Source organism: Streptomyces qaidamensis (assembly GCF_001611795.1).
GTDB classification, from domain to species: domain Bacteria; phylum Actinomycetota; class Actinomycetes; order Streptomycetales; family Streptomycetaceae; genus Streptomyces; species Streptomyces qaidamensis.
The window spans coordinates 3799867-3811363 of sequence record NZ_CP015098.1 but is presented as its reverse complement, the minus strand read 5'-3'; the positions used below and the strand labels follow the sequence as shown (position 1 = coordinate 3811363).

Below are 11497 nucleotides of genomic sequence, written 5' to 3'. Positions count from 1 at the left end.
GAAGGTGAGAGAGATGGCTGAGGCCGCCACCGTGCGTCGCAGTCGGATCACCCCCGAGCGTGAGGCCGAGCTCTACACGGCCGTGCTCGACCTGCTCCGCGAAGTCGGCTACGACGCCCTCACCATGGACGCCGTGGCCGCGCGCACCCGGTCCAGCAAGGCCACCCTCTACCGCCAGTGGGGCGGCAAGCCCGAGCTGGTGGCGAAGGCGATCCGGCACAACAAGCGGGGCAACATCTCCGACATCGACACCGGGTCCCTCCGGGGGGACCTGCACGCCCTCACCTCCCGTGAGGACGACTGCACCATGCAGCAGAACGCCGCGCTGATGCGGGGTCTGTTCATGGCGGTGCACGCCAATCCGGACCTCCTCCAGGCGTTCAAGGAACTCCTCGTGGAGCCGGAGATGGAGGAGTTCCGCCGGGTGGTGCAGCGGGCCGTCGACCGAGGCGAGGTCCGCGCCGACTGCCCGGCGCTGGAGTACCTCATGCACATGCTCACCGGCGCTTTCGCGACGCGCACGCTGATCGACGACCAGCCGCCGACACAACAGTTCCTCATCTCGTACATCGACGCCGTGGTCCTCCCCGCCCTCGGCGCGCCCACCGAGTAGTCCCCCTCAGCTAGCCCCTACCTGACGTCTCCGCTCACGTCGTCGGGCTGATCACCCCTGCCCTGAAGACCCCACGACTGACCGGGAGTACGCCCTCGTGGCCACTTTCCTCTACAAACTCGGCCGGCTCTCGTTCCGGCGGCGGCACTTCGTCGCCCTGATATGGGTGGCCCTGCTGACCCTCGCCGGTGTCGGCGCGGCCAGCGCCCCCGCCGCGGGCAACAGCTCGTTCTCCATCCCCGGCACCGAGGCCCAGAAGGCCTTCGACCTGCTGGAGCAGCGCTTCCCCGGCACCAGTGCCGACGGAGCCACCGCACGCGTGGTCTTCAAGGCGCCGAGCGGCGAGAAGATGACCGACCCCGGCAACAAGGCGACGGTCCAGGAGACGGTGAAGGAGCTGTCCGACGGCTCCGAAGTCGTCCGCGTCACCGACCCGTACCAGGCGAAGGCCGTCAGCGAGGACGGCACGGTCGCGTACGCGCAGGTGTCGTACAAGGTCTCCGGCATGGAGCTGGACGACGCGGCGAAGGACGCCCTCAAGGACAGCGCGCAGGACGCGCGCAAGGCCGGGCTGACCGTCGAGATCGGCGGTGACGCGCTCCAGGCCGTGCCGCACACCGGCTCCAGCGAGATCATCGGCATCGCGGTCGCCGCGGTCGTCCTGGTCATCACCTTCGGCTCGCTGGTCGCGGCCGGACTGCCGCTGCTGACGGCGCTCATCGGCGTGGGCATCGGCGTCTCCGCGATCACGGGCCTGGCCAGTGCGCTGGACCTCGGCTCGACCACCTCCACCCTCGCGATGATGATCGGCCTGGCCGTCGGCATCGACTACGCCCTGTTCATCGTCTCCCGCTACCGTGCCGAACTGGCCGAGGGCCGCGAGCGCGAGGAGGCGGCGGGCCGGGCCGTCGGCACGGCGGGCTCCGCGGTGGTCTTCGCGGGTCTGACCGTGGTCATCGCACTGGTGGGCCTGTCCGTCGTCAACATCCCGATGCTGACGAAGATGGGCATCGCGGCGGCGGGCACGGTGGCCATCGCGGTGCTGATCGCCCTGACGATGGTCCCGGCCCTGCTCGGATACGCGGGCCGCAAGGTGAAGCCGATGGGGGAGAAGGGCAAGCTCCTCGGCCGCGCGAAGAAGAAGGACCAGCCGGCCAAGCCGAACCTGGGCACGCGCTGGGCGAGCTTCGTCGTACGCCGCCCGGTCGCGGTCCTGCTGCTCGGCGTCATCGGCCTCGGCGCGGCCGCCGTCCCGGCGGCCTCCCTCGAACTGGGCCTGCCCGACGACGGCTCCCAGCCGACCTCCACCACTCAGCGCCGCGCCTACGACCTGCTGTCCGAGGGCTTCGGGCCGGGCTTCAACGGCCCACTGGTGGTCGTCGTCGACGCGAAGGACAGCGACGACCCCAAGGCGGTCTTCGCCGAGACCGGCGACGCGATCAAGGGCCTGAAGGACGTCGTCACGGTCACGCCGGCGCAGCCCAACAAGGCCGGTGACACCGCCACCATCACCGTGATCCCCGGCTCCGAGCCGTCCTCCGTCACGACGGAGAACCTGGTGCACGGCATCCGGGACGCGGGCGCGGACCTCAAGGCCGACACGGACGCGAACGTCCTGGTCACCGGCAGCACGGCGATGAACATCGACGTCAGCGAGAAACTCAACGACGCGCTGGTGCCGTATCTCGTGCTGGTCGTCGGCCTGGCCTTCCTCCTGCTGATCGTGGTCTTCCGCTCGATCCTGGTCCCGCTGAAGGCGGCCCTCGGCTTCCTGCTGTCGGTGATGGCGGCCCTCGGCGCGGTCGTCGCGGTCTTCCAGTGGGGCTGGCTGTCCGGCCTGATGGGCGTGGAGCAGACCGGTCCGGTCATGTCGATGATGCCGATCTTCATGGTCGGCGTGGTCTTCGGCCTCGCGATGGACTACGAGGTGTTCCTCGTGACCCGGATGAGGGAGGCCTACGTGCACGGAGAGAAGCCCGCGCAGGCCGTGGTCACCGGGTTCCGGCACGGCGCCCGGGTCGTCACGGCCGCCGCGGTCATCATGATGGCCGTCTTCGCCGGCTTCATCGGCTCGTCCGAGTCCATGGTCAAGATGATCGGCTTCGGCCTCGCGATCGCGGTGTTCTTCGACGCGTTCGTCGTCCGCATGGCCATCGTCCCGGCCGTCCTGGCCCTCCTCGGCCGCAAGGCCTGGTGGCTGCCCAAGTGGCTCGACCGCGCGCTGCCCAACGTGGACGTGGAGGGCGAGGGCCTGCGCACCGCCTCCGGCGACGACGACAGGGAACTGGTCCGCGTCTGACACCTCGTGAGAGACCGGCCGGTGAGGGCACTGTGGGGACGGTGCGCCCTCACCGGCCTTTCACCCGGGCACGTCGACCTCGGCCCACACCGTCTTGCGCGGGTGCGGACCGGGCGTCACACCCCACCGGCCGGCGAGGGCGGCAACGACGAGGAGACCCCGGCCGCTGGTGGCGTCCGGGACCGGCCGGGTGAGGTGGGGAAGCCGGTCACCGCGCGTGTCCGTGACCTCGATACGGAGGGTGCCGCCGATGACGTAGAGCGTCAGCCGGAAGTCCCGGCCGGGGACGCGCCCGTGGGTGGCGGCATTGGTCGCGAGCTCGGCGACGATGTGCTCGGCAGGGTCCAAGGGCAGTCCCCACGCGCGGAGTTGCTCCGTGGCGAGGAGCCGGGCGAGCCGGGCTCCCCGGGGTGTCGGGGAGAGCAGAAGGCTGAGGTTGCGGATGGCGGTCTCCTGGTTCATGTGACTCAGCGTGGCGGAGTTCGCGCCCAGTGATCAGCGGCAGTGCGTGTGCGTACCGCTACTGTCCGGGACTTGTCCCGTGCTGTCTCGGCTGTCCCGGGCGTTGTACGGGTACGGCTGCGCGATGGAGGTGGGGCATGAACGAGGCTGTCGACGAGGCCGGCTGGGATGTCGAGCCGGGGGACGAGATCGAGCCGCTGGTCCAGGCGGTGGGGAAGCTGCTGAAGGTGTGCCGGGAGGCGGCGGGGATGCGGGTCGCCGAGTTGGGTGAGGTGCTCGGCTACGGCGAGGACATGATCCGCAAGATGGAACGGGGAGCGCGGATTCCCCGGCCGGAGTACCTGGACAGGGCGGACCAGGTGCTGAACGCCCAGGGGCATCTGAGGGCGTTCACGAAGGACATGGAGAGGGCTCGGTATCCGAAGAAGGTGCGGGAGCTGGCGCAGTTGGAGGAGCGGGCGGTGGAGATGTTGCTCTACAGCAACCACAACGTCCACGGGCTGCTGCAGACGCCGGAGTATGCGAGGGCGCTGTTCGAGATGCGCCAGCCTGCCCTTTCGGCCGACGTGATCGAGCGGGAGTGCGCCGCACTCATGGCTCGCAAGTCTGTCTTCGAGCGGGATCCTGCCCCGGATCTCAGTTTTGTCCAGGAACAGGTGACGCTCGAACGCCCCCTCGGGGGCAAGATGGTGTTGCGCCGACAACTCGAACATCTGCTGGAGATGGCCAAGTTGCGGAATGTGTCGCTCCAAGTCATGCCGACCGATCGGGAGGAGCACGCGGGTACGCAGGGCTTGATCGAGGTGCTGAAGTTCGCTGACGGCACGGCCATCGGCCGGTCCGAGGGCGCGTTCAACGGTCGCCCGGTCTCAAGCCCCCGTGATCTGCGGGTCCTTGAACTGCGCTATGGCATGATCCGGGCGCAGGCTCTCCCGCCAAGGGAGTCGCAGACCTTTATCGAGCAAGTGCTGGGGAGACTATGAGCACGCCGGAACTCCACTGGTTCAAGAGCAGCTACAGCAGCAGCAGCGAACCCGGCGACTGCGTAGAGGTCGCCCACGCCCCTGCCATGATCCACATCCGGGACTCCAAGACCCCGGGGACTCCCCACGTGGCGGTCGCCTCCGCCACGTGGGTGTCGTTCCTCGCGTACGTCACCGACTGACTGTCGGCCCGGCCCGGGCTGCCTACGCTGCCTGCGGGTGGAGCACCACCTTCGTGTAGCCCTCGACGCGCTTGTCGAACTTCTCGTACGCCGACGATGCCTCGTCGAGCGGCAGCTCGTGCGAGACCACGAAGCTGGGCTTCGCACGGTCCTCGATGATCATGTCCCGCAGGTGGCGGTTGTACCGCTTGACGTTGCACTGCCCGGTGCCCAAGCGGAGCCCCTTCTCGAAGAGGCGCCCGACGGAAACCATCAGCATGCCCTTCTTGGACTGCTCGTCGGGACCGCCCGGGTCACTCGGGACGTACAAACCGGGGATGCCGAGCGCGCCCGTCGGGCGGACCGTTTCGACCAGGGAGTTCAGAACGACCGCCGGTTCCTCCCGGTCCTCGCCCTGCGCCTGGGCCTGGTAGCCCACCGCGTCGATGCCCTTGTCGGTCCCCTGGCCGCCGGTCTGCTCCTTGATCTGCTCCGCCGGGTTGCCCTGGGAGAAGTCGATCGGGATCGTGCCGATCTCCTCGGCCTTCTGGAGACGTTCCGCCACCCGGTCGACCACGAACACCTTGCTCGCACCGCGCAGCATCGCGGAGTAGGCGGCCATCAGCCCGACCGGACCGGCGCCGTACACGGCGACCGTGTCACCGGGGCGCACGTCGGCCAGTTCGTTGCCGTGGTAGCCCGTCGGGAAGATGTCCGCGAGCAGGACGAAATCCGTCTCTTTCTCGGTGCCCTCCGGGAGCTTCAGGCAGTTGAAGTCGGCGTACGGGACCCGTACGTACTCCGCCTGACCTCCGACATAGGGCCCCATCGCGACATAGCCGTAGGCGCCGCCGGCGAAGCCCGGATTCACCGTCAGGCAGAAGCCCGTGAAGCCGGCCGAACAGTTCTTGCAGAAGCCGCAGGCGACATTGAACGGCATGACCACCCGGTCGCCCTTGCTGAGCGTGGTGACCCCCTCTCCTGTCTCCTCGACGACCCCGAGGTTCTCGTGGCCGAACACGATGCCCGGCTCCGCAGCCGTACGGCCCTCGTACATGTGCAGGTCGGAGCCGCAGATGGCTGTTGACGTGACCCGGACGAGCACATCGTTCGGGTGCTGAATGCGTGGATCCTCCACTTGCTCTATCGCTACCTCGAAGGGGCCTTTGTATACGACAGCCCTCATCGTCAAGCACCTCCATTTGTGCCGTGGCTCATATACCAGGCTGGTGCATGATGAGACGATTTGCACCCAGAGGAGAAAGGAAGTAGCGCTTTGTCTCGTCGTACAGGCACCCTTCTCGTGGCGGTCTCCGGACTGTCCGGCACCACCTACCCGGTCGGGACCCGGGTGGCCATCCAGGGCACCGGCGGATCCGTCGACGGCTTCGTCGACGGCGACTGGCTGCCGCTCGCCTGGTGGGAGTTCGCGGACGTCCGGCCGGAGGACACCACCGGCTGAAACGGTCTCGCCTGCCCTCTACACGTACCGCTAGCGTGCAGGGCATGACGACGACAGCCGCCACTGACGCCGAAGGTTCCGGAGCTCATCCCCGTTTCGCCGAGGCCCTGCGGGAGCTCGGGCTCGGGGATCTCGTGAGCCGCGTACGCCGCTTCCCCGACGCCACCCGTACGGCAGCCGAGGCCGCCGCCGCGATCGGGTGTGAGCTGAGCCAGATCTGCAAGTCACTGATCTTCGCCGCGGACGGAGTGCCGGTTCTGGTGCTCATGGACGGGGCCTCCCGGGTCGATCTCGACCTCGTCCGCAAGGAACTCGGCGCCGACAAGGTCACCCGGGCCAAGGTGGACGTCGTGCGGGAGACCACCGGGTACGCCATCGGCGGCGTGCCGCCCTTCGGGCACCGGACCAGGACCCGGGTGCTCGCCGACCGGTCCCTGCTGGAGCACGACGTCGTCTGGGCCGCGGCCGGGACGCCGTACACCGTGTTCCCCATGGCCCCCGAGGACCTCGTCACCCACGCCGACGGAACCCTGGTGGACGTGCGCGAGCGCACCGCGTGACCCCCCTGGTCACCGCCGCGGTCCTGCTCGCCGCCGTCACCCACGCCAGCTGGAACGCCATCGCCCACAAGATCACCGACAAGCTGGCCGGGTTCGCGCTGATCTCGGGCGGGGGCGTCCTGATCGGGCTGGCCCTCGCGCCCTTCGTGGCCTTTCCGGCGGCCGCGGCATGGCCGTACCTGCTCGCCTCCGCGGCCGTCCACATCGCCTACTACGCCCTGCTGATGAAGTCCTTCCGGCTGGGCGACTTCGGGCAGGCCTATCCCATCGCCCGGGGCACCGCGCCGCTGGTCGTGACCCTGCTCGCCGCCCTCTTCGCCCACGAGGTACCCGACGGGTGGGCCGCCGCCGGGATCGCCCTGTCCTGCGCGGGGCTGACCGGCGTCGCCCTGTGGGGACTGCGCGGGCGGCGGCCCGACTGGGCGGCGATCGGAGCGGCCCTGGCGACCGGGCTGACCATAGCGGTGTACACCGTCCTCGACGGTCTTGGCGTGCGGGCCTCCGGGTCCTCCCTCGGCTACATCGCCTGGCTGATGGCGGTGCAGGGGGTCGTCGTCCCGGCGTATGCCGTGTGGCACTGGCGCGGGGAGACCCTCGCCCTGCTCCGGCCCTTCGCCGGGGTCGGGCTGCTCGGCGCCGCGCTGTCCGTCGCCGCCTACGCCCTCGTCCTGTGGGCCCAGACCAGGGCCGAACTCGCCCCCATCGCGGCCCTGCGCGAGTCGTCGATCATCGTGGGCGCGGCGATCGGGGCCGTGTTCTTCAAGGAGAGATTCGGCGCGCCGAGGGTCGCGGCGGCCGGGCTGCTGGTCGTCGGCATAGGGCTGATGCTGCACGCCGGATAGGGGTCCGTCAGGCGGGTGCGTCCGGCCCGGGCGAGGAGCACCCTGGAAATAAGTGTTCCGGAGGTGATCGTCATGATGCACACCACCGTGGGGTGGCACGTCGAGATGGAGTTCACGGAGGACGACCAGCACACGCGAGCGGCCGCGATGGTCCGTCTGCCCGACGGCACCGAGGTACGGGCGCACGGCCACGCGAGTCGGCACCGGACCGACGCCAATCAGCCGCGGGTCGGGGAGGAGATCGCCGGTGCGAGGGCGCTCAACGAACTCGCCATGCAGTTGCTGACCAAAGCCCACGAGGAGATCGACCAGGCCTCCGGGCGGACCTCGCACCCCATCCACGTATAGACGCTTCCAGAGGTCAGACGCTTCTAGAGGTCCAGCACTCCCCGTACCGCCCGCACCAGCCCCTGCGCCCGGGGGTCCGCCGTCACGGTCTTGCGGAAGCCGTTGGTGACGTAGCCGAAGGCGATGCCCGTCTCCGGGTCGGCGAAGCCCAGTGCACCGCCGCGCCCCGGGTGGCCGAAGGAGCCCGGGGTGAGGAACGGCGACGCGCTGCCGTGCAGCATGTAGCCGAGGCCGAAGCGGGTGCCGACCACCAGGACCCGGTCGGGGCCCGCCGACTCCTCGGCCCGGGCCAGTTCCACCGTCTCCGGTGTGAACAGGCGCGTGGCGTCGGCCGTGTCGCCGATCAGGGTCGCGTAGAAGCGGGCCAGTCCGTCCGCCGTCGCCGTCGCGTTCGTCGCGGGCAGGGCTGCCGCGCGGTAGGCGGGGGCGTTCTGGTCCGGGAACGGGGAGATCGCGGCGAACGCCCGGCGGGTGAGGGAGGCCGGGTCCTCGTAGGCCTCGGTGACCGACCGCTTCGGGCGGGCCCGCAGACCACCGGTGGGCTCGGCTCCCTCGACGCGGCCCACCCGCCCGGCCCGGCCGGCCTCCGACTCCGGCAGGCCGAGCCAGAGGTCCAGGCCCAGCGGGCCGGTGACCTGGGAGGCGAGCCACTCCCCGGCGCCCTGCCCGGTCACGCGCCGCACCAGCTCGTCGAGCAGCCAGCCGTAGGTGAGGGCGTGGTAGCCGTGGTCGGTGCCGGGCTCCCAGACGGGGGCCTGCGCGGCGACGGCCTCCGGGCCCTTCAGCGGGTCGAGCGCCTCCTGCGGGGTGAGCGGCCGGTCGAGGACCGGCAGGCCGGCGCGGTGGTTCAGCACGTGCCGGACCAGCACCCGCTCCTTGCCCCGCGCCTTGAACTCGGGCCAGTAGTGCCCCACCGGCGCGTCCAGGTCCAGCTCTCCGCGCTGGTGCAACAGCAGGAGTACGGCGGCGGCGACCCCCTTGGTCGCCGAGCGCACGACCTGGGCGGTGCCGCGCTCCCAGGGGGCCGTGCCGTCGACGTCCTTGGTGCCGCCCCACAGGTCGACGACCTTCCGCCCGTCCCGGTAGACGGCGACCGCGGCGCCCCGGTCCCCGAGCGCCTCGAAGTTCCGTACGAACGCGTCCCTCACCGGCTCGAAGCCCTCGGCCACTGTGCCGTGCACGTCCACGCCCGTACTCCTCGTCTCGCCGCTGCGCTCGTGGTGCTCCCCTCTAGCCAAGCAGGATGGTCACGTCGATGTTCCCGCGGGTCGCGTTCGAGTACGGGCAGACCTCGTGGGCCGCGTCCACCAGCCTGGTCGCGAGGTCGGCGTCGACGACCGGCAGCGAGACGCTGAGGGCGACGGCGAGGCCGTAACCGCGCTGCCGGTTGGGGCCGATGCCGACCTTCGCGGCGACCGTGGAGCCGGTCAGGTCGTAGCCCTCGCGGTTGCCGACGAGGATCAGGGCGTTGTGGAAGCAGGCGCTGTAGCCGGCCGCGAAGAGCTGTTCCGGGTTGGTGCCGTTGCCGTCGCCGCCGAGCTGCGGGGGCATGGCGACCTTGAGGTCGAGCTGTCCGTCCTGGCTGGTGACATAGCCTTCGCGACCACCGTGGGCGGTGGCCTCCGCCACGAACATGATCTTCGTCGGGCGGGTGTCGACGGCGGGGCCGTCAGTCATGCTGTCCTCCCCCGGAACCAAGTGCGCACAAATACATCGTGCACAAGGTACTGGCCGGTAACCAGCCTGTCATGCCAGGGGGTCACAACCGGGGGTAACCCTCAGCGGGCCCGGTCCGCCGCCGACTCCGCCCGCTCGGCCAGCCGCCACAGCTCCGCACGCAGCCGCCCGGCCTCCGTGCCGTCGAGCCCGGTCGCCGCGATCAGCGCGCCGGGCACCCGCCCCGCCCGCTCCCGGAGTTCCTCCCCGCGCCCCGTCACGGCCACGAGCACCGACCGTTCGTCCCGCGCCGACCGCTCACGCCGGACCAGACCGGCGGCCTCCAGCCGCTTCAGCAGCGGCGAGACCGTGCCGTAGTCGAGGCGCAGGGCCGCGGCCAGCTCCTTCACCGTCGTCTCACCGCGCTCCCAGAGGACCAGCAGCACCAGGTACTGGGGGTAGGTGAGGCCCAGTTCGTCGAGGAGCGGGCGGTACGCCGCCGTCACCGCGCGCTGGGCGGCGTACAGCGCGAAGCACAGCTGGTCGTCCAGCAGCGGTGATCCGTCGCTCTCCTCGTTCGTCACGCGGTCATTGTCACGGACGGCCCTGAGCCGCCGGGACGGAACGCGGATCGAAACCGAACGGCAGCTCCAGACGGTGGGCCCGCATCAGCTCCTCGTCGGAGAGCAGCTCGCCGGTCGGCCCGTCGGCCGCGATCACCCCGTCGCTGAGGATCAGGGAGCGCGGGCACAGCTCCAGGGCGTAGGGCAGGTCGTGCGTGACCATCAGCACGGTCACGTCCAGGGAGCGCAGGATGTCCGCCAGTTCGCGGCGCGAGGCCGGGTCGAGGTTGGAGGACGGCTCGTCCAGCACGAGGATCTCCGGCTCCATCGCCAGCACGGTCGCGACGGCCACCCGGCGGCGCTGCCCGAAGGAGAGGTGGTGCGGGGGCCGGTCCTTGAACTCCGCCATGCCGACCCGCTCCAGCGCCCGCTGCACGCGCTCCTCCAGCTCCGGCCCCTTCAGCCCGGCCGCCGCGGGCCCGAACGCCACGTCCTCCCGGACCGTCGGCATGAACAGCTGGTCGTCCGGGTCCTGGAAGACGATGCCGACCCGGCGCCGGACCTCGGCCATGTTCCGCTTGTCCACGGGCAGCCCGGCGACCTGCACCGTGCCGGCGCCGCCGGTCAGGATGCCGTTGAGGTGCAGTACGAGGGTCGTCTTGCCGGCGCCGTTCGGCCCGAGCAGCGCGACCCGCTCACCGCGCGCGACCGAGAAGTCGACGCCGAAGAGGGCCTGGTGCCCGTCGGGGTAGGCGAAAGCGAGGCCCGAGACCTCCAGAGAAGCAGTCACAAGGTCCATCCCAGCAGACAGACGAGCAGCGCGGCGCAGGGGAGGGCGAGGGCGTACGACCACTGCGCCCGGGACGCGGTCACCTCGTCGATGACCGGCATGGAGCCGGCGTATCCACGGCTGACCATGGCCAGGTGCACCCGCTCGCCGCGCTCGTAGGAGCGGATGAACAGCGCGCCGGCCGACTTGGCGAGCACGCCCCAGTGCTTGACGCCTTTCGCCTCGAAGCCGCGTGACTCCCGGGCGATCCGCATGCGCCGCATCTCGTCCGTGATGACGTCGCCGTAGCGGATCATGAAGGACGCGATCTGCACGAGGAGCGGCGGGAGCTTGAGGCGCTGCAGGCCGAGCAGCAGTTCGCGCAGTTCGGTCGTGGCGGCCAGCAACACCGAGGCCGCGACACCCAGGGTGCCTTTCGCCAGCACGTTCCAGGCGCCCCACAGGCCGTTCACGCTCAGGGACAGGCCGAGGACGTCGACCCGCTCGCCCTCCGCCACGAACGGCATGAGCACCGCGAACGCGACGAACGGCACCTCGATCAGCAGCCGCCGGAGCAGGAAGCCGGCGGGCACGCGCGCGACCCACGCGACGGCCCCGAGCAGCACGGCGTACAGCCCGAACGCCCACATCGCCTCGCGCGGCGTCGACACCACGACGACCACGAAGGCGAAGACGGCGGCGAGCTTGGTGTGCGGCGGCAGGCCGTGCACGGGCGAGTGCCCGTGCCGGTACAGCTTGTGCGCGTGCCCTGCTCCCAT

The 11497-nt window shown here is 70.5% G+C and carries 15 protein-coding genes; 8 read left to right on the top strand and 7 right to left on the bottom strand.

Going from position 1 to position 11497, the window contains the following annotated elements; translation table 11 throughout:
- The first annotated feature begins 13 nt into the window (after positions 1–13).
- Both A4E84_RS16670 and A4E84_RS16665 read left to right on the top strand, forming a co-directional pair.
- Positions 14–613 carry a TetR/AcrR family transcriptional regulator gene (locus A4E84_RS16670; RefSeq protein WP_062927348.1) on the top strand — a complete coding sequence of 200 codons (600 nt, stop codon included), beginning with the start codon at positions 14–16 and terminating at the stop codon, positions 611–613.
- A gap of 97 nt (positions 614–710) precedes the next feature.
- On the top strand, positions 711–2912 hold the full coding sequence (locus tag A4E84_RS16665; RefSeq protein WP_062927347.1) for an MMPL family transporter: 2202 nt from the start codon (positions 711–713) through the stop codon (positions 2910–2912).
- Between the two features lie 60 nt (positions 2913–2972).
- Here the strand turns inward: A4E84_RS16665 and A4E84_RS16660 are convergent, their stop codons facing one another.
- Positions 2973–3374: an ATP-binding protein gene (locus A4E84_RS16660; RefSeq protein ID WP_062927346.1), complete on the bottom strand. Its 402-nt coding sequence runs from the start codon at positions 3372–3374 to the stop codon at positions 2973–2975.
- Positions 3375–3511: 137 nt separating this feature from the next.
- Between A4E84_RS16660 and A4E84_RS16655 the strand changes: the two genes are divergently transcribed.
- Positions 3512–4357 carry a helix-turn-helix domain-containing protein gene (locus A4E84_RS16655; protein WP_062927345.1) on the top strand — a complete coding sequence of 282 codons (846 nt, stop codon included), beginning with the start codon at positions 3512–3514 and terminating at the stop codon, positions 4355–4357.
- A complete protein-coding gene (locus tag A4E84_RS16650) occupies positions 4354–4539 on the top strand; it encodes a DUF397 domain-containing protein (protein ID WP_062927344.1) in 186 nt (61 codons plus the stop codon). Before A4E84_RS16655 ends, A4E84_RS16650 begins: the two co-directional genes overlap by 4 nt.
- 22 nt (positions 4540–4561) lie before the next feature.
- On the opposite strand, the gene A4E84_RS16645 is transcribed toward A4E84_RS16650, so the two are convergent.
- Complete coding sequence (locus A4E84_RS16645) at positions 4562–5704, bottom strand: glutathione-independent formaldehyde dehydrogenase (protein ID WP_062927343.1); 1143 nt, start codon at positions 5702–5704, stop codon at positions 4562–4564.
- 90 nt (positions 5705–5794) lie between these two features.
- Between A4E84_RS16645 and A4E84_RS16640 the strand changes: the two genes are divergently transcribed.
- From A4E84_RS16640 to A4E84_RS16625, 4 genes are all read left to right on the top strand, one after another.
- A complete protein-coding gene (locus A4E84_RS16640; RefSeq protein WP_062927342.1) occupies positions 5795–5980 on the top strand; it encodes a hypothetical protein in 186 nt (61 codons plus the stop codon).
- 44 nt (positions 5981–6024) lie between these two features.
- Positions 6025–6540, top strand: coding sequence for a YbaK/EbsC family protein (locus A4E84_RS16635; protein WP_062931474.1), 516 nt, complete (start codon positions 6025–6027; stop codon positions 6538–6540).
- Complete coding sequence (locus tag A4E84_RS16630) at positions 6537–7382, top strand: DMT family transporter (RefSeq protein ID WP_062927341.1); 846 nt, start codon at positions 6537–6539, stop codon at positions 7380–7382. Before A4E84_RS16635 ends, A4E84_RS16630 begins: the two co-directional genes overlap by 4 nt.
- Before the next feature lie 72 nt (positions 7383–7454).
- On the top strand, positions 7455–7730 hold the full coding sequence (locus tag A4E84_RS16625) for a DUF1876 domain-containing protein (RefSeq protein ID WP_033312149.1): 276 nt from the start codon (positions 7455–7457) through the stop codon (positions 7728–7730).
- A 23-nt stretch (positions 7731–7753) separates the two neighbouring features.
- On the opposite strand, the gene A4E84_RS16620 is transcribed toward A4E84_RS16625, so the two are convergent.
- The 5 genes from A4E84_RS16620 to cbiQ all read right to left on the bottom strand — a co-directional run bounded on the left by A4E84_RS16620 (position 7754) and on the right by cbiQ (position 11497).
- Positions 7754–8917 (bottom strand): serine hydrolase domain-containing protein, encoded by a 1164-nt coding sequence (locus A4E84_RS16620; protein ID WP_062927340.1) that lies wholly within the window; start codon positions 8915–8917, stop codon positions 7754–7756.
- Between the two features lie 43 nt (positions 8918–8960).
- Complete coding sequence (locus A4E84_RS16615; RefSeq protein WP_062927339.1) at positions 8961–9407, bottom strand: organic hydroperoxide resistance protein; 447 nt, start codon at positions 9405–9407, stop codon at positions 8961–8963.
- Between the two features lie 101 nt (positions 9408–9508).
- Positions 9509–9970 carry a MarR family winged helix-turn-helix transcriptional regulator gene (locus A4E84_RS16610; protein ID WP_062927338.1) on the bottom strand — a complete coding sequence of 154 codons (462 nt, stop codon included), beginning with the start codon at positions 9968–9970 and terminating at the stop codon, positions 9509–9511.
- A 10-nt stretch (positions 9971–9980) separates the two neighbouring features.
- Positions 9981–10748, bottom strand: a complete 768-nt coding sequence (locus A4E84_RS16605) for an energy-coupling factor ABC transporter ATP-binding protein (RefSeq protein WP_062927337.1) — start codon at positions 10746–10748, stop codon at positions 9981–9983.
- On the bottom strand, positions 10736–11497 hold the full coding sequence (cbiQ, locus tag A4E84_RS16600) for a cobalt ECF transporter T component CbiQ (RefSeq protein WP_062927336.1): 762 nt from the start codon (positions 11495–11497) through the stop codon (positions 10736–10738). The genes A4E84_RS16605 and cbiQ overlap by 13 nt, the downstream gene beginning before the upstream one ends.